General features: G+C 74.4%; 20 protein-coding genes. 8 read left to right on the top strand and 12 right to left on the bottom strand.

Annotated elements, in window-relative coordinates:
• Positions 1–56 precede the first annotated feature (56 nt).
• Positions 57–674: a DNA-3-methyladenine glycosylase I gene (locus H7H31_RS10740; RefSeq protein WP_217200275.1), complete on the bottom strand. Its 618-nt coding sequence runs from the start codon at positions 672–674 to the stop codon at positions 57–59.
• Positions 671–1,330 (bottom strand): DivIVA domain-containing protein, encoded by a 660-nt coding sequence (locus H7H31_RS34965; RefSeq protein WP_187062100.1) that lies wholly within the window; start codon positions 1,328–1,330, stop codon positions 671–673. Before H7H31_RS34965 ends, H7H31_RS10740 begins: the two co-directional genes overlap by 4 nt.
• 122 nt (positions 1,331–1,452) lie before the next feature.
• On the opposite strand from H7H31_RS34965, the gene folP reads away from it, so the two are divergent.
• Positions 1,453–2,313 carry a dihydropteroate synthase gene (gene folP, locus H7H31_RS10750; RefSeq protein WP_187062101.1) on the top strand — a complete coding sequence of 287 codons (861 nt, stop codon included), beginning with the start codon at positions 1,453–1,455 and terminating at the stop codon, positions 2,311–2,313.
• Positions 2,314–2,406: 93 nt separating this feature from the next.
• Here the strand turns inward: folP and H7H31_RS10755 are convergent, their stop codons facing one another.
• Positions 2,407–3,195, bottom strand: a complete 789-nt coding sequence (locus H7H31_RS10755) for an LOG family protein (protein WP_187062102.1) — start codon at positions 3,193–3,195, stop codon at positions 2,407–2,409.
• Between the two features lie 214 nt (positions 3,196–3,409).
• Positions 3,410–4,498: a succinyl-diaminopimelate desuccinylase gene (gene dapE / locus H7H31_RS10760; protein WP_187062103.1), complete on the bottom strand. Its 1,089-nt coding sequence runs from the start codon at positions 4,496–4,498 to the stop codon at positions 3,410–3,412.
• 178 nt (positions 4,499–4,676) lie between these two features.
• Between dapE and H7H31_RS33825 the strand changes: the two genes are divergently transcribed.
• On the top strand, positions 4,677–5,759 hold the full coding sequence (locus tag H7H31_RS33825) for a hypothetical protein (RefSeq protein WP_232109785.1): 1,083 nt from the start codon (positions 4,677–4,679) through the stop codon (positions 5,757–5,759).
• A gap of 462 nt (positions 5,760–6,221) precedes the next feature.
• Entirely contained in the window at positions 6,222–6,629 is a 408-nt protein-coding gene (locus H7H31_RS10770; protein WP_187062104.1) for an ATP-binding protein, read from the top strand.
• A gap of 197 nt (positions 6,630–6,826) precedes the next feature.
• Here H7H31_RS10770 and dapC read toward each other — a convergent pair whose 3' ends face one another.
• The gene (gene dapC, locus H7H31_RS10775; protein ID WP_187062105.1) at positions 6,827–7,948 is read right to left on the bottom strand and encodes a succinyldiaminopimelate transaminase; all 1,122 of its coding nucleotides are present in this window, start codon (positions 7,946–7,948) and stop codon (positions 6,827–6,829) included.
• 289 nt (positions 7,949–8,237) lie between these two features.
• Complete coding sequence (gene fdxA, locus H7H31_RS10780) at positions 8,238–8,564, bottom strand: ferredoxin (RefSeq protein ID WP_176163910.1); 327 nt, start codon at positions 8,562–8,564, stop codon at positions 8,238–8,240.
• 144 nt (positions 8,565–8,708) lie between these two features.
• On the opposite strand from fdxA, the gene H7H31_RS10785 reads away from it, so the two are divergent.
• Both H7H31_RS10785 and H7H31_RS10790 read left to right on the top strand, forming a co-directional pair.
• Positions 8,709–9,848 carry a GNAT family N-acetyltransferase gene (locus tag H7H31_RS10785; protein WP_187062106.1) on the top strand — a complete coding sequence of 380 codons (1,140 nt, stop codon included), beginning with the start codon at positions 8,709–8,711 and terminating at the stop codon, positions 9,846–9,848.
• A 29-nt stretch (positions 9,849–9,877) separates the two neighbouring features.
• On the top strand, positions 9,878–10,708 hold the full coding sequence (locus H7H31_RS10790; protein WP_187062107.1) for a transglutaminase family protein: 831 nt from the start codon (positions 9,878–9,880) through the stop codon (positions 10,706–10,708).
• 166 nt (positions 10,709–10,874) lie between these two features.
• Here H7H31_RS10790 and H7H31_RS10795 read toward each other — a convergent pair whose 3' ends face one another.
• The 4 genes from H7H31_RS10795 to H7H31_RS10810 form a co-directional block, all read right to left on the bottom strand.
• The gene (locus H7H31_RS10795; RefSeq protein WP_187117891.1) at positions 10,875–13,778 is read right to left on the bottom strand and encodes a peptidoglycan binding domain-containing protein; all 2,904 of its coding nucleotides are present in this window, start codon (positions 13,776–13,778) and stop codon (positions 10,875–10,877) included.
• 198 nt (positions 13,779–13,976) lie between these two features.
• Positions 13,977–14,345 carry a DUF6113 family protein gene (locus H7H31_RS10800; protein WP_176166385.1) on the bottom strand — a complete coding sequence of 123 codons (369 nt, stop codon included), beginning with the start codon at positions 14,343–14,345 and terminating at the stop codon, positions 13,977–13,979.
• Between the two features lie 311 nt (positions 14,346–14,656).
• On the bottom strand, positions 14,657–15,616 hold the full coding sequence (mshB, locus tag H7H31_RS10805) for an N-acetyl-1-D-myo-inositol-2-amino-2-deoxy-alpha-D-glucopyranoside deacetylase (protein ID WP_187060794.1): 960 nt from the start codon (positions 15,614–15,616) through the stop codon (positions 14,657–14,659).
• Between the two features lie 289 nt (positions 15,617–15,905).
• Positions 15,906–16,100, bottom strand: a complete 195-nt coding sequence (locus tag H7H31_RS10810) for a hypothetical protein (RefSeq protein WP_187060795.1) — start codon at positions 16,098–16,100, stop codon at positions 15,906–15,908.
• A gap of 644 nt (positions 16,101–16,744) precedes the next feature.
• Between H7H31_RS10810 and H7H31_RS10815 the strand changes: the two genes are divergently transcribed.
• Entirely contained in the window at positions 16,745–19,003 is a 2,259-nt protein-coding gene (locus tag H7H31_RS10815) for a prolyl oligopeptidase family serine peptidase (protein WP_187060796.1), read from the top strand.
• Here the strand turns inward: H7H31_RS10815 and H7H31_RS10820 are convergent.
• Together H7H31_RS10820 and H7H31_RS10825 are read right to left on the bottom strand one after the other, a co-directional pair.
• Positions 19,000–20,292: a hypothetical protein gene (locus H7H31_RS10820; RefSeq protein ID WP_187117892.1), complete on the bottom strand. Its 1,293-nt coding sequence runs from the start codon at positions 20,290–20,292 to the stop codon at positions 19,000–19,002. The two genes, H7H31_RS10815 and H7H31_RS10820, sit on opposite strands and share 4 nt — an antisense overlap.
• Before the next feature lie 154 nt (positions 20,293–20,446).
• A complete protein-coding gene (locus H7H31_RS10825) occupies positions 20,447–21,730 on the bottom strand; it encodes a hypothetical protein (RefSeq protein ID WP_187117893.1) in 1,284 nt (427 codons plus the stop codon).
• A gap of 474 nt (positions 21,731–22,204) precedes the next feature.
• Between H7H31_RS10825 and H7H31_RS10830 the strand changes: the two genes are divergently transcribed.
• Positions 22,205–23,266 carry an ABC transporter permease gene (locus H7H31_RS10830; protein WP_187060677.1) on the top strand — a complete coding sequence of 354 codons (1,062 nt, stop codon included), beginning with the start codon at positions 22,205–22,207 and terminating at the stop codon, positions 23,264–23,266.
• Between the two features lie 171 nt (positions 23,267–23,437).
• Positions 23,438–25,225: an ABC transporter substrate-binding protein gene (locus H7H31_RS10835; protein ID WP_187060678.1), complete on the top strand. Its 1,788-nt coding sequence runs from the start codon at positions 23,438–23,440 to the stop codon at positions 25,223–25,225.
• Positions 25,226–25,262 lie beyond the last annotated feature (37 nt).

The following is a 25,262-nucleotide window of genomic DNA, read 5'->3' on the forward strand; positions in this document are numbered from 1 at the left end:
GCCCGGCGACCCACCGCGCCCGTCCCGCGTCCGCCCCGTGGGGCGGGCGCGGTGGGCTAACCGCCCTGGCCGGCCCGCCGCACGTGGCAGTCGGCCAGGTGGTCGTTGACCAGGCCGCACGCCTGCATGAGGGCGTAGGCCGTGGTCGGGCCGACGAAGCGGAAGCCGCGCTTCTTGAGGTCGCGGGCGAGGGCGGTGGACTCCGGCGTTATCGGGGGCACCTCCTGCGCGGTGCGTGGCGCCGGGCGGTCGGCGTGGTCCGGCGCGTACGACCAGATCAGCTCGTCCAGCTCGCCCTCGGCCAGTTCGGCGGCCACCGTGGCGTTGTGGATGACCGCCGTGATCTTGGACCGGTTGCGGATGATGCCCGGGTCGGCGAGGAGCCGCCGCACGTCCTCGTCCGTGAACTCCGCCACCGCCTTGATCCTGAAGCCCGCGAACGCCGCCCGGAAGCCCTCGCGCCGGCGCAGGACGGTGATCCACGACAGGCCGGACTGGAAGGCTTCCAGGCTCAGCCGCTCGTAGAGCGCGTCGTCCCCGTGCACCGGGCGGCCCCACTCGTGGTCGTGGTAGGCGCGGTAGTCCGCCATCGACTCGGCCTGGAGTCCCCACGCACACCGCAGCAGGCCGTCGGGCCCCGCCTCGGCCCCCACCGGTGTCTGCGTCTCGCTCACGACCGCTCCCCCTCTTCGTCGCCCCGGTCCGCGCGGCCCGACCCGGGCTCGGCCGCCCGACGCCCGGGCTCGCCACCGTCGCCGGCGGCGGGCTCGGCTTCCTCCTCGGGCTCGTCGCCCCCGGCGGGGTCGTCGCCCCCGGCGGGCGCGGCCACGTCCCCCGCGGGGTCGGCCCGGTCCGCCACGGCCGGCGCGCTCTCGACGGGGGCGAGCGGCGCGCCCCCCGACCCGCTGCTCCCGCCGACCACCGCGCTGGCGCCGCCGGCCACCGCGCTGGCGCCGCCGGTGCCCGGCCCGGGGGCCTCGCCGGCGCGCGCGGCGCCCAGGTCGCCTATCAGCCCGGGGCCCCCGTACGCCCTGGCCTCGGTGCCGGCGACGACGGCCTCCAACTCGGCGATCCGGGCGTCCCGCTCGGCGAGTTCGGCGCCGAGCCGGCCGAGGGCGTCGTCCACCTCCGCCATCCGGTACCCCCGCAGGGCCAGCGGCAGCCGCAGCGCCTCGATGTCCGCGCGGTCCACCGGCCGGTCTTCGGGCAGCGGGTCGAGGAGCCGATCCGGCTGGGCCTCGGGCAGCGCGGCGCCGTCGCCACCGCCGACCACGACGAGCGTCACCGCCCCGACGACCGCGACGAGCGCGATGAGCAAGAACCAGAACACGACGACTCCCCGAGGTGCATCCGCGATTCAACAGCCTCGATCGTGCCATGCCCCACTGACACCGTCGCCGTACGCCGCAGCGGTTAGGGTCGCTGCCGGACCACGGACGAGGGAGTGAGGCAATGTTGCGGCTGGGACGGCGCCAGTTCGACACGCACGAGTCGGTGATCATGGCGATCGTGAACCGTACGCCGGACTCCTTCTACGACCAGGGGGCGACCTTCCGGGACGAGCCCGCGCTGGACCGTGTCGAGCGGGCGGTGTCGGAGGGGGCGGCCATCATCGACGTCGGTGGGGTCAAGGCGGGCCCCGGCGAGGAGGTGAGCGCGGCGGAGGAGGTGCGGCGCACGGTCGGGTTCGTCGCCGAGGTGCGCCGGCGCCACCCCGACGTGGTGATCAGCGTCGACACCTGGCGGCACGAGGTGGGCGAGGCGGTCTGCGAGGCCGGCGCCGACCTGCTCAACGACGCGTGGGGCGGCGTCGACCCGAAGCTGGCCGAGGTCGCCGCCCGGTACGACGTGGGCCTGGTGTGCACGCACGCCGGCGGTGCCGAGCCCAGGACCCGGCCGCACCGGATCGCCTACGACGACGTGATGGCCGACATCCTGCGGGTCACGCTCGGCCTCGCCGAGCGCGCCGCCGCGCTCGGCGTGCGCCGCGACGCCATCCTGATCGACCCCGGGCACGACTTCGGCAAGAACACCCGGCACTCGCTGGAGGCCACCCGGCGGCTGGACGAGATGACCGCGACCGGCTGGCCGGTGCTCGTCTCGCTCTCCAACAAGGACTTCGTCGGCGAGACGCTCGACAAGCCGGTCAGGGAGCGGGTCATCGGCACCCTGGCCACCACGGCCGTCTCGGCCTGGCTCGGCGCGCGGGTCTACCGGGTGCACGAGGTGGCCGAGACCCGCCAGGTGCTGGACATGGTGGCCACCATCGCGGGCCACCGGGCCCCGGCCGTGGCCCGCCGCGGCCTGGCCTGACGAGCCGCCCGCCGCGACCGGCACCACGCCCCGCCGCGCGGCTCGCCGCCCGCCCGGGGCGCGGAGCCGCCGGCAGGGGCGGTCAGCGGGCGCTCAGACGCCCGTCTCCTTGCTGACCAGCGCGACCGCCTCTTCCACGTCGTCCGAGACGTGGAACAGGTCCAGGTCCCTGGGCGACGCCTTGCCCTGGGCGATCAGCGTGTTCTTCATCCAGTCCACCAGCCCCTCCCAGTAGGCGGTGCCGAACAGGACGATCGGAAAGCGGGTCACCTTGCGGGTCTGGACCAGGGTGAGCGCCTCGAACAGCTCGTCCAGCGTGCCGAGCCCGCCCGGCAGCACCACGAAGCCCTGCGCGTACTTCACGAACATCGTCTTGCGGACGAAGAAGTACCGGAAGTTCACCCCGATATCGACGTAGCGGTTCAGGCCCTGTTCGAACGGCAGCTCGATGCCGAGTCCGACCGAGACGCCACCGGCCTCGTACGCCCCCCGGTTCGCGGCCTCCATCGCGCCGGGGCCGCCGCCGGTGATCACCGCGAAGCCCGCGTCCACGAGCGCCCGTCCGATCCGTACCCCCGACTCGTACTCGGGCGAGTCCGGGGCCGTGCGCGCCGAACCGAACACGCTGACCGCCGGCCCGAGTTCGGCCAGGGCGCCGAAGCCCTCCACGAACTCCGACTGGATGCGCAGCACTCGGAACGGGTCCTCGTGCACCCAGCCGCTGCCGCCGTGGGTGTCGAGGAGGTGTTGGTCCGTCGTACCCGACTGCATCTGGCCCCGGCGGCGCACCACTGGCCCAAGTCGCTGCTCCCGCTGCGGGGCCTGCTCCCCCGGCGTACGTCCGGTCTCGGCAGGCGTACGCCCGTCCTCGGCATTGGCCATATGCGCTCCCTTCGCGTGCACCTCCCCCCGCTGGGCGGGCGGAGGACCTGTGCGCTTCAGCGTATGCCTCCGGCACGGCCGACCAGCGGGGTTTCACACGAGCAAGGCCAGCGGTACGCGTGCGGGACGGGCACCAGCCACCGCGTGTTCAGGCCAGCCACGCGGCCGCCCGCGCCCCGGTCGGCACGCCGGTGGCGCGGGTCGAACGGCCGGCTCAGGCGGTCAGCCAGGCGCGCAGCCGCTCCTCGGCGCGCAGGATGGCGCTGACCGAAACGTGCTCCTCGCGCGTGTGGGCCAGCTTCGGGTCGCCCGGGCCGTAGTTGACCGCGGGCACCCCGAGCGCGGAGAAGCGGGCGACGTCGGTCCAGCCGTACTTGGGGCCGACCTCGGCGCCGACCGCGGCGACGAACGCGGCGGCGGCCGGGTGCTCCAGGCCCGGCAGCGCGCCGGGCGAGCTGTCGGTGAGGACCACGTCGTACCCGTCGAAGACCTCGCGCACGTGGGCGAGGGCCTCCTCCTCCGAGCGGTCCGGGGCGAAGCGGAAGTTGACGGTCACGGCGCAGGCGTCGGGGATCACGTTGCCGGCGTGGCCGCCCTCGATCCGTACCGCGTTCAGGCCCTCGCGGTAGGTGAGTCCGTCGATGGCCACGCTGCGCGGCTCGTACCGGGACAGCCGGTCCAGGATCGGCGCCGCGTGGTGGATGGCGTTGTCGCCGAGCCAGCTCCGCGCCGAGTGGGCGCGCCTGCCGGTCGTCTCGACGCGCACCCGCAGCGTGCCCTGGCAGCCGCCCTCGACCTGGCCCTCGGTTCCTTCGAGCAGCACCGCGAAGTCGCCCGCCAGCCAGTCCCGGTGCCGCTCGGCCAGCCGCCGCAGGCCGTTCAGCTCGGCGGCGACCTCCTCGTTGTCGTAGAAGACGAACGTCAGGTCGCGGTTGGGCTCGGGCACCGTGGCCGCGATCCGCAACTGCACGGCCACGCCCGACTTCATGTCGGAGCTGCCGCAACCCCACAGCAGCTTCTCGCCGTCGGCGGTCTCGGTCAGGCGCGAGGGCACGTTGTCGGCGATCGGCACGGTGTCGATGTGGCCGGCGAGCACGACGCGCTCAGCGCGGCCGAGGTCGGTCCGCGCGACCATGGCGTTCCCGTCCCGGTCCACCCGCAGGTGCGGCAGGTCGCGCAGCGCGCGCTCGATGGCGTCGGCCAGCGGCTTCTCCTCGCCGCTCACCGAGGCGAAGTCGACGAGGCGGGCGGTCAGCTCGGCGGCGTCCACGGACAGGTCAAGTACGGGGTGCTCATGCTCCATGAGTGTGACCCTACGGGGTGCCGCGCCGGCCGGCCCAGCGCGCCCACGCCCCGCGATCCGGCCCCCGCTCGCGTGCGCGCGCCCGTGCGCGGCAGGGGGAGACGGGGAGCGGCCGGCGGTCTGCCGGGCCCGTGGCCCCTCCCGTGGCGGGCGCACGCACTCCAGTACGGTGTGACGCGTGTCCCTCCCCTTCCTCCGCAACCGCGCCCGGCGGGCGCGCGCCGGGGTGGCGTGCGCGGTCCTCCTCGCGCTGGTCGGGTACGCGACGGCGCACGTGCTGACCGGTGGCGGCGGCCCACCCCGCTGCGTCGTACGGGCCGACGGCCAGCGGCTCGAACTCGATCCGGAGCAGTCGCGCCACGCGGCCACCATCGCGGCCGTCGCCGCGTCGCGCGGCCTGCCCGACCGGGCGGTGACCATCGCGCTCGCCACCGCCATGCAGGAGTCGGGGCTGCACAACATCCGCCGGGGCGACCGCGATTCGCTGGGCCTCTTCCAGCAGCGCCCCTCGCAGGGCTGGGGCACCACGCGGCAGATCCTCGACCCGGTCTACGCGTCGGGCAAGTTCTTCGACGACCTGGTGAAGGTGCCCGGCTACTCACGGCTGCCGCTGACCGTCGCGGCGCAGCGCGTGCAGTTCAGCGGCTTCCCGCAGGCGTACGCGAAGCACGAGGCGAAGGCCCGGCTGCTGACCGCGTCGCTGACCGGCCACCTCGCGGCCTCCTTCCGCTGCCCGGCGCTGCCGGACGACGGGGAGCCCGGCGACCCGCGCCGGCTGCGGGCGCTGGTGGCGCGGGAGTTCGGGCCGGTGGTGGGCGGGCCGAGCGGCGACGAGGCGCGGCGCGGCGGGAACGCCGCCACCGAGCTGGGTGGCATCGGCGAGCCGGACACCGGCGCCGCCCGCGAGGAGACGGCCGACGGCGGCGCCTCCCCCACGCCGGCCGAGGGCGCGGCGGGCCCGCCGGGGCCGAGCGCGCGGCCGGGCACGGACGAGAGGGACGCGGGCGGCTCCGAGGTGCGCGTCCCGGTGCGAGCGACGGCGCCGGGCGGCGATCCGCGGCAGCGCGGCTGGGAGTTGGCGCACTGGGCGCTGGCGCACGCCGGCGAACTGCGCATCGCGCGCATCTCCTTCGACGGCCGGGAATGGTCGGCGAGCGCGTCGGAAAAGGGTTGGCGAACGGTTTCCCGAAAGGGCGCCCATTCCGGGGATTCGGTCGCGGGGAATTCCCGGACGGAGGTACGCATCGAACTCGCCCGGTGAATCCGGCCCGCGCGGTGATTTCGACGCCCCTTCGCAAGCCGCTCCCCGCCCTCGCCCCCCGCTCAGCGACCGCCCCCTCCGAGGACCCCGGCAGGCGCGGCGCGCCGGACGCCCCAGTAGGGCCGCGCGCCCACCCTCCCGCTCGACGACGGCCGCCCCGTGGCGCCGCTCACCGCCCGACCCCGGTACGCCGTCACGCGTAGCCCTCCCGCGTCGGGGCCGGGCATCGCGAAGCCCGTCGGCACGTGCCGTGGGCCCTTTGCGGGTGGGGCACCGGTAATTGGCGTGCTCCAACTGGCACGATAATGCGACACATTAACAATTCATTACCTTGCGAAACCGCAACTTTCCGAGTCCTCACGCGGTAGTCACTACGTCCACGCGCTGGACACCCACAGCAGGCGTCGCACATTCAGATGCCGCGCACCAGACGTTTTCGCATGACACCGTCGAAGGAGCACTATGTCCCTCCCCCTGAAGCGTCGGATCGCCCGGGCCGCGCTGTTGGTCGCCGCGGGCGCGGCTCCCCTGGTCGGCGCCGGGGTGGCGCAGGCGGCCCCCGCGCCGTCCCCGAACGAGTTGGCCGGTCCCCCGCTGGGCCAGGCGGTGGACGACGTCTCGCGGGAGGCCACGCGGACCGCGGGCGAGGTCGGCGGCGGACTCGTCCAGAAGGCCGGGCCCGCGGCGGGCAGGGTCGTGGGCCCGCTCGGCAAGAAGGCGGTCCGGCCGGCCGAGGAGGCGCAACAGCTCGCCAGCAAGGCGCTCCCCCAGGCCCCGTACCAGCAGAGCGGTCCGCCGCCCGTGGGCGGTCTGCTGGACAGCGGGTTCTGGCCCGGCAACCTCACCGGCACCGACCTGCCGATCGGCTGACATCGCGCGCCGCCGCCGCGGGCTCCCCCTGCCACGGCGGGGCCCGCGACGGCTCCCGACGCGGCCGACGGGCCCGGCGAGCGCCTCCCTGGTGGAGCGCTCGCCGGGCCCGTTTCGCGTGCCCGCACACCGGGCGCCGGTGGTTCTCGGCGGGGCCCGGCAGGACCGGGCCTGGCGTCAGTGCTGACCGGCGGGCGTCAGTCCTTGAGGCGGGCGACCGCCGCCGCGACCCGCTCGTCCGTCGCCGTCACGGCGACCCGTACGAAGCGCTCCCCCGCCGGCCCGTAGAAGTCGCCCGGGGCCACCAGGATGCCGCGCCCGGCCAGGTCGCCCACGGTCTCCCAGCACGGCTCGTCGCGCGTGGCCCACAGGTAGAGCGATGCCTCGCTGTGCTCGATGCGGAAGCCGTACGCCTCCAGCGCGCCACGCAGCGCCGCGCGCCGGCGGGCGTACCGCTCCCGCTGCTCGGCGACGTGCGTGTCGTCGCCCAGCGCCACGACGGTGGCCGCCTGCACCGGCGCGGGCGTCATCAGCCCGCTGTGCTTGCGGATCACGAGGAGTTCGCCGAGCACGGCCGCGTCGCCGGCGAGGAAGGCAGCGCGGTAGCCGGCCAGGTTGGAGCGCTTGGAGAGCGAGTGGACGGCGACGAGGCCGTCGAAGGAGCCGCCGCACACGTCCTCGCGCAGCACCGAGACCGGCTCGGCGTCCCAGCCCAGCTCCAGGTAGCACTCGTCGCTGACCAGCAGCACCCCGTGCCGCCTGGCCCACGCGACGGCCCGGCGCAGCTCGTCGGCGCTCATGACACGGCCGGTCGGGTTGGACGGCGAGTTCAGCCACAGCAGCCTCAGCCCGGCCGGGTCGAACGCGGCCAGCTTGGCGTCGTCGGCGAAGAGGTCCTCGTCGTACGCGACGGGCTCGGCCCGCGCGAGCCGCGCGCCGACCTCGTACGTCGGGTAGGCCAGGCGGGGGAAGGCGACCCGATCGCCGGGGCCGAGCCCGAGCTGCGTCGGCAGGGCGGCCACCAGCTCCTTCGACCCGACGACCGGCAGCACCTGCGCGTGGCCCGCCTCGCGGGCGCCGAGCCGGCGCTCGACCCAGCCGGCGATGGCGTCACGGAGCGCGACGGTCCCCCACACGGTGGGGTAGCCGGGACTGTCGGCCGCATCAGTCAGGGCGCGCTGGATCGCGGCGGGGACCGGGTCCACCGGGGTGCCGACCGAGAGGTCCACGATGCCGTCCGGGTGGCTGGTCGCGGTGGCCTTGTACGGCTCGAGCCGGTCCCAGGGGAAGACGGGAAGGCGGTCGGTGACGGGGGACACGGTGCCTCGTTTCCTGTGATGCCTGTGATGCCTGCGGTGTCTGTGATGCCTGTGGTGTCTGCGCGGACGCGGACGCGGGAGCGCCTGCCGCGTTCGCGGCGCGGGCCGCGCCGGTCACGCGGTTGCCACGCCCGGGCCGTGCGCGGCGGCCCGGAAAACGTCTCGGCCCCGTGCGGCCCGTCGCGCGCGCCACGGAGGCGGGGAGGGCCGTACGGGACCGAGACCGCGCTCGTCGCGCGGAGCCTGGCGGGGCCGGACGAGGTCAGTGGTCACTCGTCACGGCCGCGGATCACTCGTCGTGGCTCTGCGGCGGGAGCGCTGCGATGAAGGGGTGGTCCCGCTCGATCAGGCCGAGCTTCGAGGCCCCACCGGGCGAGCCGAGCTCGTCGAAGAACTCCACGTTCGCCTTGTAGTAGTCCTTCCACTCCTCGGGAGTGTCATCCTCGTAGAAGATGGCCTCGACCGGGCAGACCGGCTCACACGCACCGCAGTCGACGCATTCGTCAGGATGGATGTACAAGGACCGCGAGCCCTCGTAGATGCAGTCGACGGGGCATTCCTCGATGCAGGCCTTGTCCTTCAGGTCAACACAAGGCTCCGCGATGACGTAGGTCACGCTGTCGTTCCTCCTCGGTAGGGCTGGCGGGACCGGTGTTTGTGTGGCCCCGCCGCGTGGCGCGCGGGAGCGCGGCGTCGTCGATGCCCACACCTAGTATCTCCGTTCCGGGGCAGGAGACGAACATGAGGGGCGGACAGAGCTGTGGAGTTCACCACGGGCGGACGACTTGAAGTCCGAATTTCCCCCGCTGACGTGGGAAAACGCGTGTCGGTGCGGCGCCTGAACGATCCGGGGGGTGGGCCCCAGAAGTTCACCGACACGGTAGGGGTCCTTGCATCCTGGACTGGGGGTGTGGTGCGGATCACGCGCAAGACCGGCGAGGTTGTCCGCATCGCGGAAAACACGCTCGTGGCGGGCAAGGTCATCCCGTCCGTGCCCGGCGCCCGCCCCGGTTCACCGCCCGCCCGCCGGCGCGGCCCGGCCGCCGACGCGTTGGAGATCGACCGGATCGCCGCCCGCTCCTGGCCCCCGGCCGAGCGGGCCCGGCTGGCGCCCGCCGGCGCCGACCCCGACGCGGGGCTGGCCTCGGGCTCGGGCTGGGAGCTGCGCGCGGCCGGCGGCTTCACCCGGCGCGCCAACTCCGTGTTCCCGCTGAGCGACCCCGGGCTGCCGCTCGACGAGGCGCTGGGCCGGGTGCGGGCATGGTACGCCGAACGCGGACTCCCCGCGTACATCCACGTGAGCGAGGGCGCCACGGCCGAGCAGGACGCGCTGGCCACCGAGCTGGCCCGGCGCGGCTGGACGAACGAGGGCACGGCCGAGGTGTGGACCTCGGCCCTGGCGCCGCTGGCCGACCGGGACCCGGCGCCGTTCCCGGCCGGCGACACGCCGACGCTCTCGGCGCACGGGGCCGGGAGCGGGGCGGGCGCTCCGGTGCCACGGGGCGAGCTGTCGCGCACGCTCAGCGACGCCTGGCTGGCCCGCTACCAGCGGTTCGGGACGCCTGCGCCGGAGAGCCTCGCGGTGCTCTCGGGCGGGCCCTCGGTGTGGTTCGCCACCGTCTGGGCCGGTCAGGAGGCCGCGGCGATCGGGCGGTGTGTGGTGGACGGGCGCTGGGCCGGGTTCGCCGCAGTCGAGGTGGCGCCCGAGCACCGGCGCCGGGGCCTGGCCACCGCCGTGATGGCCGCCCTGTCCCGCGCGGCGCTGGCCGAGGGCGCCTCGGCGGCCTACCTCCAGGTCGAGGCGGACAACGCGCGCGCCCACGCGCTCTACGACGGGCTCGGCTTCCGCCCGCACCACCCCTACCACTACTTCCGCGCCCCACGGGACGACGCCCGCTGAGCGGGTACGCGGCAGGGTACGAGGCACGTATGTACGACACCACGGACCGACGGCGACGATTCGCCGAAGCGGCGCGCGAGGAGCGTCCCGACCTGGCGCTGCTGTGCCTCCTGGTGGGCGCGGAGGCCGACGCGGAGCTGGGCGAGGCGGGCGTGGACGCGGCCCAGATCGAGCTGGACCGGCTGGCCGGGCTGCTGCCCTTCGCGCCGGGCTCCCCGCAGGCGTGGGCCAGCGCCACCGCCGCCCTGCTGGGCGAGGAGTGCGGCTTCCACGGCACCCCGGCCGACTACCGGCGCCTGGACTCCTCCCTCCTGCACGAGGTGCTGCGCCGCCGCCGGGGGCTGCCCATCCTGCTGTCCGTGGTCTGGCTCGAGGTGGCCAGGCGGGCGGGCGCGCCGGTGTACGGGGTCGCCCTGCCGGGCCACTTCGTGGTCGGGTTCGGCGACCCGACCGGGGCGCACGCGCTGGTGGACCCGTTCGACGGCGGCCGACCGCTGACGGACGAGGACGCGGGGCTGCTGGTGGCGGGCGCCACGGGGGCGCCGCTGTCGCCCGCGCTGCTCGCCCCGGCCGAGCCGCTGGAGATCGTCCTGCGGGTGCTGAACAACATCCGCGCCTGGGCCGCCGCCCGCCCCGAGCGCACCGACGTCCAGCTCTGGGCGGTCGAGCTGTCCCTGCTACTGCCGAGCCACCCGGCGCGGCTGCGTTACGAACGGGGCCAGCTCCTGGTCCAGCGCGGCGACTTCCGGGGCGGGGCAGCGGAGATGGAGCGGTACGCGGACATCGTCGCGGCCATGGAGCCCAGCTCCGCCGAGTCGGTACGCCGCCAGGCCCGCTCGGCCCGCGCCCTGCTCAACTAGCGGCCCGGGCCCGCCCCGGCTAGCGGCCCGACGCGGCCCACCCAGCGGCCCCCAACGGATCGGTCAGCGACGCCGCGCACACGCCGACGGGACCCCGGGCAACTGGCCCGGGGCCCCGTCGACTGGGCCGGCGCGTACAGGAGACGGCGCGTCAGGAGACGGCGCGTCAGCCCAGGGTCGTGTTCGGGATGACCACCGTGCGCTCGGCCAGCGTCTTGCCGGTGAGCGCCCGGCCCATGGCGCCCGCCACGTCCGTCGGGCTGACCGGGGTCTTGGAACCGTCACCCCGCTCGACCAGCACGCCGTCGAAGGTGCTGCCGTAGAGCTGCTTTATGGCGTCCAGGTCGTAGTGCTCGACCAGCTTGCCGTCGACCACCCGCATGGACAGGATCTGCGGCAGCGAGCGGTCCGGGCCGAACTGGATCTCCTGGCCGCCGGCCTGAACGGTGATCAGGCCCGACATCGCGGGCTCGGCGAACGCCTTCATCTTGCGGTCGACCTCGGCGTTGGAGACCTTGGGCTGCCTGGTCGTGCTCGGCAGCGCCACCGCCCGGTTCTCGCCGGACTCGGCCCGCTCCCGGTACGCCTGGGCCACCGCGTCCACCGACTTGTCGGCGTCGAGGCCCTTGCCGGCCTTGCCGTAGACCGGCACCGCCCGGCCGGGCTCGAAGGTGATGGTGCCCTCGCGCGCCGAACCCGAGCCCTCGCCCGCGAGCCGCCCCAGGGCGTCCCGCAGCTTCTCCTCGTCGACCTTGACCTTGGCCTCCGCCTCCCGGGTGCCGCCGAACAGCGAGCCGATGACGGTGACCGGGTTGTAGTCACGCCCGGCGGTGTCCCGCACGGTGGCCTCTGTGTCGATCGACAGGCCCGCGACGGACGGCTTGAGCTCCAGTTGCTCGCCGTCCACGGAGACCTTCATCGGCGCTGTGGTGCGGTTGCCGAGCTGGGTGTCCAGCTTCTCGACCGCCTCCTCCTTCGAGGTCCCGCCGATGTCGATGCCGAGCACGGTGGTCCCGTTGGGCACGTCCGCGTGGCCGAGCACCAGCCCCGCCCCGTACGCCACGCACACCACGCCGACGATGCCCACGCCCGCCATGACGAGCTTGGACCGGCCCTTCTTCTTGGGCTTGCTCCCGCCGCCGCTGGGGGCGGGCGCCGGGGCGGGCGGCTTCGGGGGCTCCTGGCTCGCGGGCGGCTCGCTCGCGCCGCCGGGCGCCGTCGCGGGCACGCCGCTGACCACCGTGTTCCCGGAGACCGGCGGGCCGCTCGGGCGCTTGCCGGCGGCGAGCGCGTCCAGCGCCGCCTTGGCCTCGCGCTCGCTCTCGGTCAGCTCGGGCTCGCCGGGCAGCCGGTTCGCGGCCTGCCCGCCGCGGGTGGTCGCGCCCAGGCCGCCGGACGCGCCGGCGCCCGGACCGGGGGGCGCGCCGGCGCCCGTGGTGGGCGCGGCCGGCGCCTTCTTCGCCTTCTCGCGGGGCTGCGGCGTGAGCCGGGTCGTGTCGCCGGCCGCGCCACCCGCCGCGGGCCGCTCGACGTCGTGCCGGCTCGGCCCGCCGGGACCGCCCGGGCCGTCGAACGGTCCGCCGGGCGTGTCGAAGCCGGGCCCGGCAGGTCCGCCGGGGCCGCTCCCCAGCGTGCCGGGCGCGTCGAAGGGGCCGCCGCCGGCCGGGGGCGGGCCGGCCGGTCCGCCGGGCGTGTCGAAGCCGTCGTAGCGGCCAGACTCGTCGTAGCGGCCGGGCCCGTCGAAGGCGCCGAGGGCGTCGCCGGGCGGCGCGTCGAAGGGCGCTCCCGGCGCGTCGGGGCCGGGTGCCGCACCCGTGGACGGGCCGGGCCCGGACGCGAAGTCGGGCGGCGAGACGGGCATGTCGCCGGTGGCGGGCCCGCCGGTCACGCCGGCGGGGCCGGCCTGGTCAGCGGCGTCCTGGCCACCGAGCCAGGGGCTGGCGAAGCCGTCCGCCGGCGTGTCGGTGCGTACCGGCCAGTCGTCGTACGGGAGGTCGCTGCGGTCGCGAGGCCGCAGGGGGCCCGCGTCAGCGCCGTCGACGCCACCGGGCTCGGGCTCGGAGCCGGGGAAGGTGCCCAGCGGGTCGGTGAGCGGATCGGGCAGCGGGTCGGTGAGGGGGTCCGGCAGCGGGTCGGTGAGCGGGTCGCCCTGCCCGCCGCCGGGACCGCCGGGGCCCGCGCCGTGCTGGCCGTCGGCGTAGTCCGGGTAGTACGGCGGCCCGCCGCCCGGGCCGGGCCCGCCCGCGCCGAACGGGTCGGGCCCCGCGAAGTCGGCGTGCCCGCCGGAGGCGGCCTGGTCCGGGTAGCCGCCCTGGCCGGCGGGGTCCTTCGGGCCGGTGTGCCCCGCGTACCCGTCGTCGTACGCGCCGTCGCCCGGCAGGCCGTCCGCGCCGAAGGCGGGGAAGGGCTGGGTGGTCTCCTGGGTGGTCTCCGGCGTCGGGGCGCTCGGCGCGGCCGGCGCCGGGGGCGAGGCCCCGGCCTGCGTGTTCCTGGGCTTCCTGGGGGCGAACCAGTCGCTGGTGCGCTCGCTCGCCTTGCGCTCGCCCTCGCCCGGGGCCGGGTCGCCCGGGCCGGCGAGGGAGCCGGAGCCGGAGGCGGTGCCGCCGGTCGGGCCCACGGCCGACGCGGGGGAGCCGGGAGACGCCGGGGAGGGAGCCGAACCGGAGCCGGGAGCGGAACCGCCGGGGCGTGCGCCGCCCGATCCGCCGGCCTTCGCGCCGCCCGGGCGCTGCCCACCGCGATCGGACTCGCGCGCCGCGCCGGAAGCGGAGCCGCTACCGGAGCCCGCCGAGTCGTCGTCGCCGACCGGCTTCCGCACCACGACCGGGGGGATCGGCCGCGAACCCGGGATGTTGATCCGGATGCGGGTGGTCAGCGTCGTCTCGGTCTTCGGCTCCTCGGGCACGCGCGGCGGCCGGGGGCCGTCCGCGTCGGCGTTGTCGTACGGGGCCTCCTGGGTCGGGTGCGGCGACGGATACTGGCGCGATCCGTACGGCGGGGTACCCGAGGGGTACGCGGCGTCGCCGCGCCCCTGGGGCCCGGAGGACGAACTGTCAGATTCACGGCTCAAAGCAGGTTCTCCCAGTTAGCTCCGCCGCCCCCCATCTCGCGCTGGGGTTCCCCATGCCGTAGGCCAGGGGAGGCTCGGCGGCGCGCACCACCATACTGGGCACGGCCGACCGACACCTGTCGGCCGCCGTTTCCCCACTCCAGCGGGTTCGCGGCGGCGCGCCCAGCGTCATCTGTACGTCACACCCAAAAGGTGACGTCATTTCCCAAGTCGGGTCGCCGAGGCCGGCGGTTGCGGAACCTTCGGCACCGTGGCACACATCACACCCGCGAACATCCCACCCAGCAGGAAGAGATACGAGCCGACGCCCGACCCGAACACGAAGTCACCCTCGGGCCGGGTCGCGGTCAGGAACAGCACCACCATCAGCCAACCACCGGCGGGCGACCACGCGCCGGCGCGCGCCCGGGTGGCGTACAGACCGCCGTAGCAAAGCGCCGCGAGACCGAGCAGGGCCAGCAGCAACCCGCCCGGGAACCAAGCCGATTGGACCAGCGCGCCGGCGATGCCGACGACCGCGCCGACGACGACCAGCAGGGCGTACGCCGCGATCCGCAGCGGGCGCAGCGGCTTGGCCAGCCAGGCGCCGCCACCACTCGCCCCGCCCCCGGCGCCCGCCCCCGCGCCCGCCCGAGCAGCGCTGCGCGCGGGCGTACGACCGGCGCCACCGCCCGCACCGGCCCCGTTCGCCGACCCCTTGGCCGCCCCCTGAGACGTTCCCCTGGCCGGGCTGCCGCCCTTGGCTGTTCCCTTGGCCGGGCCCTTGGCCGTCCCCTTAGTTGGGTCAGTCGAGCCCTTGGCCGCACCCTTAGTCGAGCCCTTAGCCGAGCCCTTCGCCATGCTCGCGCCCTTGCCCGCGCTCGCTCCCGCGCCCGCGCTCACGTGGCCACCCCCGCGAACAGGTCGTCCTCGCGGCCCGGCCACGCGGTGTCGCCGTCCGCGACGGCGCGGCCCGGGCCGCGTCGCCCCTGTACGAGGCGGTAGAACTCCGTGGTCAACAGCGGCTGGCCGAGATCGTTCGAGAGGGCGAAGAAGTCGCCGCGCACGGTGACCTGCGTGGCGTGGGCCCGCATCGCCGCCGCCTTGGCCGCCGCGTGGGCCGATCCGTCGATCACCGTCGTCACCTCGTCGTCCTCGACCACGCCCGGCAGGTCGGCCAGCGCGGCGGTGCCGGCGAACGGGGCGCCGCCCGGCGTGTCGGCCAGCTTGTGCGCGCGCGCCAGGCCCAGTTCGGCCACCGAGCGGGGGACGCAGTTCCAGTAGATCTTGCCGATCTGGTGCGGATCGCCCAGGTCGCGGCGGAACCCGCGCTCCGCGGCCAGCTCCGCGGCGCGCATCGCCACCCGGTGCGCCTTGATGTGGTCGGGGTGGCCGTAACCGCCGTGCGGGTCGTAGGTGACGAGCACCTGCGGCCTGACCTCGCGGACGACCTCGACCAGGTGGGCCGCCGCCTCGTCCGTGTCGGCCTGCCAGAACGCTCCGGGGAGCCGGTTGTGCGGCATGCCCATCATTCCCGAATCGCGGTACCGGCCGGCGCCGCCGAGCAGTCGGTGGTCGCTGACCCCGAGCGCGGCCATCGCCGCGGTCAGCTCGCCCGCCCGGTGGGTGCCGAGCGCGCTGGCGGGTCTGGGGTCCCGCGCGTCGACGGAGGCCGGGTCGGCGGCGAGGTGGGCCAGGTCGGCGGGGATCACCTCGCCCTCCTCGCCGAGGGTGCAGGTCACCAGCGTCACGTGCACGCCAGCGGACGCGTACGCGGCCATCGTGGCGCCGTTGTTGATCGACTCGTCGTCCGGGTGCGCGTGCACCAGGAGCAGACGACGAGCGGGAAGGACGGTCATGGGAACAGCCTACGAGTCCGCCTCCCGGCACGGGCCCCCGGCGGCCCCCGGGGCGCGCCCCGATGTCCGCCCCCGGCCCGCGCCCGCGCGCGCGACGGCGCGCGGCAGCGCCGAGCCCCCTCCGAGCGGCACCCGGACCGCGACGCCGCGCGGGACGGTGGGACCCGGGCGACCGGTGCTCCGCCGGAGCGGGGTGGCTCCGGCGGGGCGGTGGCCCGGTCAGGGCGCGTACTCAGGGCGCGTACGAGGGCGGTCGGCCCCGACGGTGAGAATCCGCTGGAACCCGCGGCTAGAACCTGATGTCGCCGATGACGTCGGCGACGCTGGTGCCGAGTTCGTCGATCGTGGGCGCCATGGACGAGCCGGCGAGATAGAAGCCCAGCATCACGCAGACCAGCGCGTGTCCCGTTTTGAGGCCGTTCTTCTTGACCAGCAGGACCGTGATGACGCCGAGCAGCAGCACCGCCGAAACTGACAGCACCACGGCGGCTCACCTCCAGATTCATCCGTCGACGACTACTGGCCGCCGTTCACTAGTGTTTCCCGACAAGGACCTTGCGGCCGAACCTCCACCGCGCCCCGCGTAACCCCGCGCGCGACCCGGCGAACGCCCGCCCCTCCTACGCTCCGTGCGCTGCACCGCACCAGGAGCTACCCCGCTCCCCACCCGTTCATCCACGCCACCACCGCTCCACGCTCCCCACGGCAAACGCCGCCGCCGCGGGCCACCCGGCACCACGGGTCCCCACAACACCGGGGCCCGCGGACCAACTTGACTCCTACCCACCATGCGGTCGGGATCATAACTTTCCACCGACCCGCACATCACGGTGTGTGGGGGCATGACAGGGGCGCATGCTTGTTCGCATGTGCCACCTCACCGGTTCCGTCCAGCCATCGGACGGGGCCGACCCCCGCACTGGGCCGCCCGCCACCTCGTCCGCGCGCCCCATCGCACCACCTCGGCGCGCCGCGACCCGTCCGACCCGCCCGCACCCCTACACGGTGGGGTGAGACCCCGGCGTACTCCGGCGCGCGCCGGGCGTCCCCCGTCGCCCACCCGGCATGCGGACGCGACCCCGGGCCGCGGGCCGCCCCGGCGCGGGGGCGGCCCGTAGGCTCGGCCCCATGACCGGACACCTCTCGTTTCCTCGACAGCACGCGCGGACGCAGCGCTTCACCCTCGGGGCGCCGCGCGCGTTCAGCGTGTCGCCGGACGGCGCACGCGTCGTCTTCCTGCGCTCGCGGCACGGCACCGACCGGGCGAACCTGCTGTGGGTGCTGGACGTGGCGCAGGGGCGGGAGTACCCGGCCGCCGATCCGGCCGCGCTGCTCGGCGGCGCCGGCGAGGAGCTGTCGGCCGAGGAGCGGGCGCGGCGCGAGCGCAGCCGCGAGGGCGCGGCGGGCGTCGTCGGCTACGCGACCGACGGGGCCGTCGAGTTGGCGGCCTTCGCCCTGTCGGGCCGGCTCTTCGTCGCCGAGTTGCGCGCGGGCACCACGCGGGAGTTGTCGCCGGCCGCCGGGCACGGGCCGGTGGTGGACCCGCGTCCGTCCCCCGACGGGCGGCACGTGGCCTACGCGGCGGGCGGCACGCTGTACGTCGTCGGCAGCGACGGCGAGGCCGACCGGGCGCTGGCCGAGCCGGAGGGCCGGGACGTCACGTACGGCCTCGCGGAGTTCGTCGCGGCCGAGGAGATGGACCGCTCGCGCGGCTTCTGGTGGTCGCCGAACAGCGACGCGCTGCTGGTCGCGCGGGTGGACGAGTCCCCCGTGCGGCGCTGGTGGATCGCCGACCCGGCCAACCCGGACCGGGAGCCGACCGAGGTGGCCTACCCGGCGGCCGGCACGCCCAACGCCGTCGTGACGCTCGCCCTGATCGGCCTGGACGGCACGCGCACGGAGGTGACCTGGGACCACGGGCGGTTCCCGTACCTGGCCCGGGTGCACTGGTCGGCCGACGGCCCGCCGCTGCTCCTGGTGCAGGCGCGCGACCAGCGCACCCAGCGCTACCTGACGGTCGACACCGCCACCGGCGAGACGCGCACCGTGCACGCGGACGAGGACGACGCGTGGCTCGACCTCTTCCCCGGGGTGCCCGCCTGGACCCCGGACGGGCAGTTGGTCCGGATCGCCGACGAGGCCGGCGCGCGCGTGCTGATGGTCGGTGACCAGCGGCTCACCTCGGACTCCCTGCACGTGAGGGCGGTGCTGGCGATCGGCGAACGGGACGTGCTGTTCTCCGCCGCGCCCGGCGAGGGCGCCGGCCTGCCGCGGGTGCCCGGCGAGATCGGCGTCTACCGCGCCTGGTTCCGCGCCGGCGGCGACGGGCCCGGCGGCGCCGGCCCGCGGCCCAACGTGCCCGGCGGCTGCGAGCCGATCGCGCTCTCCCCCGACCCCGCCGTGACCTCCGCGGTGCGCGGCGGCGACGTGCTGGTGCTGCCCTCGCTGGGGCTGGCCGAACCGGGCGTGCGGGTCGCGGTCGTACGGGTCGACGACGAGCGGGCGCCGGCCGACTGGGAGCGCCTGACCGAGATCGCCAGCCACGCGGAGCGCCCGGTGCTGACCGCCGCGCCGCGCCTGGTCTTCGCCGGCGAGCGGAACATCCCCTGCGCCGTGCTGCTGCCCACCGGGTACGCGACCGGGGACGGTCCGCTGCCGGTCCTGATGGACCCGTACGGCGGGCCGCACGGGCAGCGGGTGCTCGCGGCGCACAACGCGTACCTGACCTCGCAGTGGTTCGCCGACCAGGGCTTCGCGGTGATCGTGGCGGACGGCCGGGGCACCCCGGGCCGCTCCCCCGGCTGGGAGAAGGCGATCCGGCACGAGGTGGCGGCGGTGACGTTGCAGGACCAGGTGGACGCGCTGCACGGGCTCGCCGACCGCTTCCCGCTCGACCTCGGGCGGGTCGCCATCCGTGGCTGGTCGTACGGCGGACTGCTCGCCGGCCTGGCCGGGCTGCGCCGCCCGGACGTCTTCCACGCGGCGATCGTCGGCGCTCCGGTCACCGACCAGCGGCTGTACGACACGCACTACACGGAGCGCTACCTGGGCCACCCGGACGAGCAGCCCGCGGTGTACGCGCGCAACTCGCTGGTCACCGACGAGGGCCTGGCCCAGGCGGCGGAGCCGGCCCGCCCGATGATGATCATCCACGGCCTCGCGGACGACAACGTGGTGGTGGCCCACACGCTGCGACTGTCCTCCGCCCTGCTCGCGGCCGGCCGCCCGCACGAGGTGGTGCCGCTGTCCGGGGTCACCCACATGACGCCGCAGGAACAGGTGGCGGAGAACCTGCTGCTGCTCCAGGTGGACTTCCTGCGCCGCTCGCTGGGGCTGCCCGGCGGCGAAGCCGACGCGGCGGGCGGCGCGGCGGACGGCGCGGCCTAGCCGCCTGACGCGCCGCCCGAGTTTCCGCTCGGGCGGCGCCCGCCCGCCTGCCGCGGGTGCGCCCGGCCACGGCCGGGCGGGTGTGGGGGTGGCGCTCCCGCCGAGGGCGGGGGGCTCATTGGCGGTGGCGGACTCAGCGGGCGCGGTGGACGCGGTGGGCGCAGTGGACGCGGTGGGCTCGCGGGGAGCGGCGGGCCCACCGGGCGCGGCGGACGTGCGGGAAGGGGCGGGGCGCCGTGGCCAGCGGCCGGGTTGCCACCCGCTTCGGCAGGTCCCGGCGGGTGACCCGGGCGGTGGGCCGGCATCGGCGGCGGCCCCCAGCCGGCCGCCGCCCCAGGGACAGGGCCGGGGCCGGGCGAGGCCAGCGCGAGGAGTGCCACCAGGCCGGCGAGGAGTTCCACGAAGCACGTGTACGTGAACAACTCCCTGCTGGCGGACATGTCGTCCAGATGGTCGAAGAAGCTGAGCTTGAGGTCGTGCGACACGCCACTGGTCCCGTGGGCGGTGACCAGGAAGGCGGCGACGAGGCCGAGCGGCCGGGAGTGAGGATCGCGCCCCGGGGCGAGGGCGCCCGCCACGAGCGCGAGGAACGCCACGGTCCAGGCGAGCCAGGCGTAGGGCTGGCCGAGGACCGAGGTGATGGACCGCTCGCCGGTGAATATGCGCTGGTAGCTATCCCCGTCCAGTTCCTGGACGAAGTAGATCTGCCAGGCGATCAACACCAGACCGATGCCGCCCAGGGCGACGAACACCGTTCTCGCCCCGCCCTGCGTGGACCCGGCGAGCCGCGTCGGCGGAGCCGCACCATACCCCTGCGCGACCGCCGGCGACGTCTGCCGGCCCGCGTCACGCGATCGGGCGACCGCCGCCAGCAGCGCCACGCTGGCCAACACGGCTGACCAGCAGGTGAGTTGCGCGCGGGTCGCCGTGCCGCTGGGCAGCAGGCCGTCCATCCAGTCGCCGTGCAGATTCCACAGGCTGGGCAGCCGCAGCGCGATGGTGACCACCGCTACGGCGACCAGGGCACTGCCCGCGACCGGGGAGCGCCTGACGATCAGGCCGGTCGCGACGTAGAGAACAAGCAGGACCAGGTCGTAGTAGGACGAGGCGACGACGCCGTTCGCGTCTGCCGGGTAGGGCACGTGGACCCACACCCACCACAGGTCGGCGCCGTCGACGACGTTGTTCAGGTCGCGGATGATCCAGGCCAGCGAGATGGTCGCGAAGAGCGCGCAGTACAGCGCCCCGAAGATCCGCACCTCACGTGTGATGGTCCGTCGCTCACCCATGTTGGCCGCCCCCTGACCGCCCCCGCGGGCGGCGACGCCACCCGGCACCGCAGGGTTACCCAGGGGTCCGGGCCCTCAAGAGCGCCGGCGGCGGGTCGACCGGATTCCGTCGGTCTGCCGCCCCGCCCGCCACGCGATCAGTCGGGCCGCCCGCCTACCAGGAGCCGGGCGGATTCGCGGGTGGTGGGCCCGCCGGGGGCGGGGGCGGCGGGCTTGCCGGGGGTGGCGGCGGGGCGGCGTAACCGCCCTGGTAGCCGCCCTGTTGGTCGCCCTGGTAACCGCCCGGGTAGCCACCCTGATAGCCGCCGCCCTGCTGGCCGCCCGGATAGCCGTCCTGGTAGCCGCCGCTCTGCTGGCCGCCCTGGTAGCCGCCGCCCGACGGGTAGGCGCGGGGCGAGGGGCCCGGGCCGTAGCCGTCGGGGGTGGCGTAGCCGTCGCCGCCGTAGCCCGGTGTGGGCTGGGGGCCCCAGCCGGGTGGCGGGCCCGTGACGTGTTCGGGTCCGCGCGGGGCCAGCGCGAGGAGGGCCACCAGGCCGGCGGCGACCTGCGCGAAGGACGACCACACGTACAGCTTCTGGTTGGTGGCCAGCTCGTCCATGATGTCGAGGACCTCAAGCTTGAAGATGATCGACAGGTCACCGACCGAGTACGCGATGACCAGGAGGGCGGCGATCAGGCCCAGCGGCCGGACGTAGGGGGCTCGGCGCAGCGCGAGGGCGCCGGCCACGACCGCCAGGAGCGCGACGAACCAACCGACCCAGCCGGTGGGCTGGCCGAGGACCGTCAGCAGGTAACGCTCCCCGGTGAGCTGTCGCTTGTACGCCTCCCAGCCCCGGTCCTGGGCGTAGTAGATCTGCCAGCCGATCAGCACCAGGCCGATGCCGCCGAGGAAGGCGAAGGCTGCCCCCGCCCCGCCGGGCGTGGGCGCGGCGAGTCGCGCCGGCGGGGCCGCGCCGTACCGCTGCTGGTCGATCGCCGGGGGCCGCTGCCGGGCCGTGTTGCGCGCGGCGACGACCGCCAGCAGTACCGCCGCGCTGACCAACACCGCCGACCAGCACGTGAGTTGGGCCCGGGTGGCCGTCCCGCCGGGCATGCCGTCCATCCAGTCGGCGTGCAGGTTCCACAGGCTGGGCAGGCGCAGCGCGATAGTGGTCACCGCGACGGTGACCAGGGCGCTGCCGGCGATGGCGGACCGCTGGACGATCAGGCCGGTCGCCACGTAGAGCACGAGCAGGACCAGGTCGTAGTAGGACGAGGTGACCAGGCCGCCGCTGGAGGGGGAGGTTCCCAGCCCGACCCAGTACCACCACACGGTGGACGCCTCGTCGACCTCGGTCAGGTCCCGGATGATCCAGGCCAGCGAGATGGCCGCGAACACGGCGCAGTACAGCGCGCCGAAGATCCGTATCTCACGCCCGATGGTCTGCTGCTCGCTCACGTTGGCCGCCCCCCTGACTGCCCCGCTCGGGCAGCGGCACCGCCCGGCACGACAGGTCTACCCCAGCGTGCGCGCGGTCAAGTGCGCCGGCTGCGACGAGGTCAGAAAAATCGTCGCCGGCCACGGAATCTCCCGCTTTCCGTGACCGTATGCTCCTGGCGGCGATGCGCTCCCTTTTCGCCGTGATCGCGTGCGATGGCGCGTACTGGCGGCGAAACGGCCCGAAAATCAACGGGTTTAAAGAGATTTTAGGGGCGTCTGTCGCCTTTCCGTGCGGCCTGTCAAGCACGCGCCCACCTCAATCTGCACAACCTTCGCTCAAGAAGGTCGCACCCGCACGGTATCCGTTCCACGCCCCCTTGACCGAGCTGGGAATTCATTGCGACAGTCCCGCTCATCCGGCGGCGCGCGGTGGCGTCCGCGAGGAGTCCACGAGCACGGCACACCCAGTGAGAAGTGCGGGGGCGCTACGCGATGACGAGTCCATTCCAGGCCGCTGCTGCGGGGCCCGAACCCGCCGCCGGCGGCGTGCCGCCGGGCCCGGGACGGGTGACGAAGGAGAGCGGTCCGAGCGAGCCGATGGTGGCCGGGGAGTTGGTCGGCCGCTCGCCCCGGCAGTTGATGTGGCGCCGCTTCCGGCGCGACCGGGCGGGCGTGGTCGCCGCCCTGGTGGTGCTGTTCTTCTTCGCCGTCGCGCTGTTGGCGCCGGTGATCTCGTGGCTGTACGGAAAGGACGCGTACACCACCTACGGCCTGGACCGGCCGGAACTCCTCGACCCGGTCAGCGGCTATCCGATGAAACCCAACGGCGGGATCGATGGCGAGTTCTGGTTCGGAATTGAACCGAAACTCGGCCGCGACGTGCTGATGCAGCTCGTCTACGGCATTCGCACCTCGTTGCTCATCGGTCTCGCCGCCACCGTGCTCTCCACGATCACCGGCATCGTCATCGGAGTGGCCGCCGGATATCTCGGCGGGCGCACCGACTACTTCCTGGGCCGGCTCATCGATCTGCTGCTCTCCTTTCCGCAGCAGTTGTTCTTCGTGGCCTTCATGCCGGTGGTCACTGCGCTTTTCGTGAGCCCGGAGAAGGAAACGCCCACCTATTTACGGGTGACCGCGCTGGTCCTGGTGTTGTGGCTGCTCGGCTGGATGCAGTTGGCCCGACTGCTGCGCGGGCAGGTGCTCTCGCTGCGGGAGCGGGAGTTCATCGAGGCGGCCCGGGTGACCGGGGCGTCCCCGTGGCGGATCATCCGCAGGGAGCTGTTGCCCAATCTGGGCACGCCGATCCTCGTGCAGTCCACGCTGATGCTCCCCATGTTCGTGACCGCCGAGGCCGGCCTCTCCTTCCTCGGCGTCGGGGTCGTGGAACCGACCCCGGACTGGGGCCGGATGTTCGCCAAGGGGGCCGAGTTCTACGAGGGCGACATCACCTACATGTTCTTCCCCGGCGTCGCGATGGTGGTCTTCGTCGTGGCCTTCAACCTGCTCGGGGACTCCGTCCGGGACGCCATGGACCCGAAGACCACCCGATGAGCCGGCCGCCGGAGCGACGCCGAGGAAGCCGCGGACCGGCCCACTCGGCCCCGTAGCCCGGCGGTGCCGGCCAGCGTCCGACAGTGACCGGCGACACCAGACAACACCAGGCAACACCAGGCAGACAGTGCGCAGCAGTGTTCGTCCGACGAGGCAGGTGTATGCACAGCCATGACGGTCAACCGCACATCGAAAGTCAGAACCTGCGCGATCGCGCTGGCCGCCGGGGCCCTGGTGCTCACGGCGTGCAGCGAGGGCGGCGGGTCCGGCAGCGACCGCTCGACGGAGCCGACGATGGAGGCCCACGGCATCACCCTGGGCAGCGCGGCCGACTCCACCGGCCCCGCGAAGGAGGTGCCCGGCGCGAAGAAGGGCGGCACGGTACGGGTCCTGCAACGTGACGCGTACGAGTACCTGGACCCCGGGCAGATCTACGTCACCGACGAGTTGATCATGCAGACCGTCTACAACCGGACGCTGACCAACTACCAGGTGGACGACAAGACGGGGAAGACGAAGCTGGTCGGCGACCTCGCGACCGACATCGGCAGGTCGTCGGACGGCGGCCGGACCTGGACGTACACGCTCAAGGACGGGCTGAAGTTCGAGGACGGCACGCCCATCACCTCGCGGGACGTGCGGCACTCCATCGAGCGGCTGTACGCGAAGTACCAGACCAACGGGCCCCTCTACCTCCAGCAGTGGCTCTCGGGCGAGGGACAGACCTTCCGCAAAGCACTGCCGGACGGCCCGTACGGCGGGGACCACCTGCCGGCGTCGGTGCTCGACACGCCGGACGACAAGACCATCGTCTTCCACTTCGACCAGCCGCGCGCCGAGGTGCCGTTCGCGGTGGCCATGCCGAACATCGGCGCGGTGCCGCCGGGCAAGGACAAGAAGGAGGGGTACAACAAGGCGCCGGTCGCCTCGGGCCCGTACAAGGTCGCCGACTTCAAGCCGGGCAAGGGCATCACGTTCGTACGCAACGAGCACTGGGACCCGAAGACCGACCCGATCCGGCACCAGTACGTGGACCGCTTCGAGGTGTCCTTCGGCCACCAGTGGATGGACTCCACGCGCCGCCTCCTCGCCGACCAGGGCGCCGACAAGCGGGCCATGACCTGGAACAACGCGGTGGACCCGGCGCAGATCTCCACCGTGCTCAAGGACAAGGAGGCGATGGCGCGCTCGCTGACCCGCACCCAGCCGTACGTGGACGTCGTCAGCATCAACACCAGCCGGGTTAAGAACAAGAAGGTCCGCGAGGCGCTGGCCTGGGCCTTCCCGAACGGCCAGTACCTCCAGCAGTACGGCGGGCCCAAGGCCGGTGAGATCGCCGGCTCGCTGGTCGGGCCCACCCTCAAGGGCCACAACCGCGACTTCGACCCGTTCCAGAAGCGGAAGTACCCCGGCGGCAACATCAAGAAGGCGAAGGAGTTGCTGAAGGAGGCGGGCAAGGAGGGCTACCGCATCGTCTACGCGTACGGCAACGACAAGCCCGCGCAGGACGCGTCGGTGGTCGTGGTACGGGCCCTGGAGGCGGCCGGCTTCACGGTGGAGAAGAAGGAGCTGGACCGTGGCACGTACTACACGCAGATCGGCAAGGTGAACAACACCTACGACCTGTACCGCTCCTCGTGGAGCGCCGACTGGCCGTCGGGCTCGACGGTCGTCCCGCCGGTCTACAGCGGCAAGAACGTCCACGACAGCTCGCCCAACTACTCCCACCTCAACTCCCCCACGATCAACAAGGAGATCGAGCGGATCGAGCGGATCGAGGACCTGGACAAGGCCGCCCCCGAATGGGTCAAGCTGGCCGAACGCGTGCTGACCGAGGAGATCCCGCAGGTCCCGGTCTTCTACAACCGGCTCTTCACGCTGTGGGGTTCGGGCATCGGCGGGGTCAAGTTCCACGAGCCGTACGGCGCGGTCGACCCGACGGCCGTGTTCGTGAGGTGACGGTCCCCGCTCGCGGGCGACGGCCGCACTCGCGCGC

It is taken from the genome of Streptomyces buecherae (assembly GCF_014295035.1).
GTDB lineage: Bacteria > Actinomycetota > Actinomycetes > Streptomycetales > Streptomycetaceae > Streptomyces > Streptomyces youssoufiensis.

Excerpts from the sequence above, each read along its gene's own strand:
- H7H31_RS10790 (WP_187062107.1), top strand. The coding sequence starts at position 9,878 with ATGTACGACACCACGGACCGACGGCGACGATTCGCCGAAGCGGCGCGC.
- dapE (WP_187062103.1), bottom strand. The coding sequence starts at position 4,498 with ATGGAGCATGAGCACCCCGTACTTGACCTGTCCGTGGACGCCGCCGAG.
- H7H31_RS10770 (WP_187062104.1), top strand. The coding sequence starts at position 6,222 with ATGTCCCTCCCCCTGAAGCGTCGGATCGCCCGGGCCGCGCTGTTGGTC.
- H7H31_RS10815 (WP_187060796.1), top strand. The coding sequence starts at position 16,745 with ATGACCGGACACCTCTCGTTTCCTCGACAGCACGCGCGGACGCAGCGC.
- H7H31_RS10835 (WP_187060678.1), top strand. The coding sequence starts at position 23,438 with ATGACGGTCAACCGCACATCGAAAGTCAGAACCTGCGCGATCGCGCTG.
- mshB (WP_187060794.1), bottom strand. The coding sequence starts at position 15,616 with ATGACCGTCCTTCCCGCTCGTCGTCTGCTCCTGGTGCACGCGCACCCG.
- H7H31_RS10820 (WP_187117892.1), bottom strand. The coding sequence starts at position 20,292 with ATGGGTGAGCGACGGACCATCACACGTGAGGTGCGGATCTTCGGGGCG.
- H7H31_RS10830 (WP_187060677.1), top strand. The coding sequence starts at position 22,205 with ATGACGAGTCCATTCCAGGCCGCTGCTGCGGGGCCCGAACCCGCCGCC.
- H7H31_RS10755 (WP_187062102.1), bottom strand. The coding sequence starts at position 3,195 with ATGGCCAATGCCGAGGACGGGCGTACGCCTGCCGAGACCGGACGTACG.
- folP (WP_187062101.1), top strand. The coding sequence starts at position 1,453 with ATGTTGCGGCTGGGACGGCGCCAGTTCGACACGCACGAGTCGGTGATC.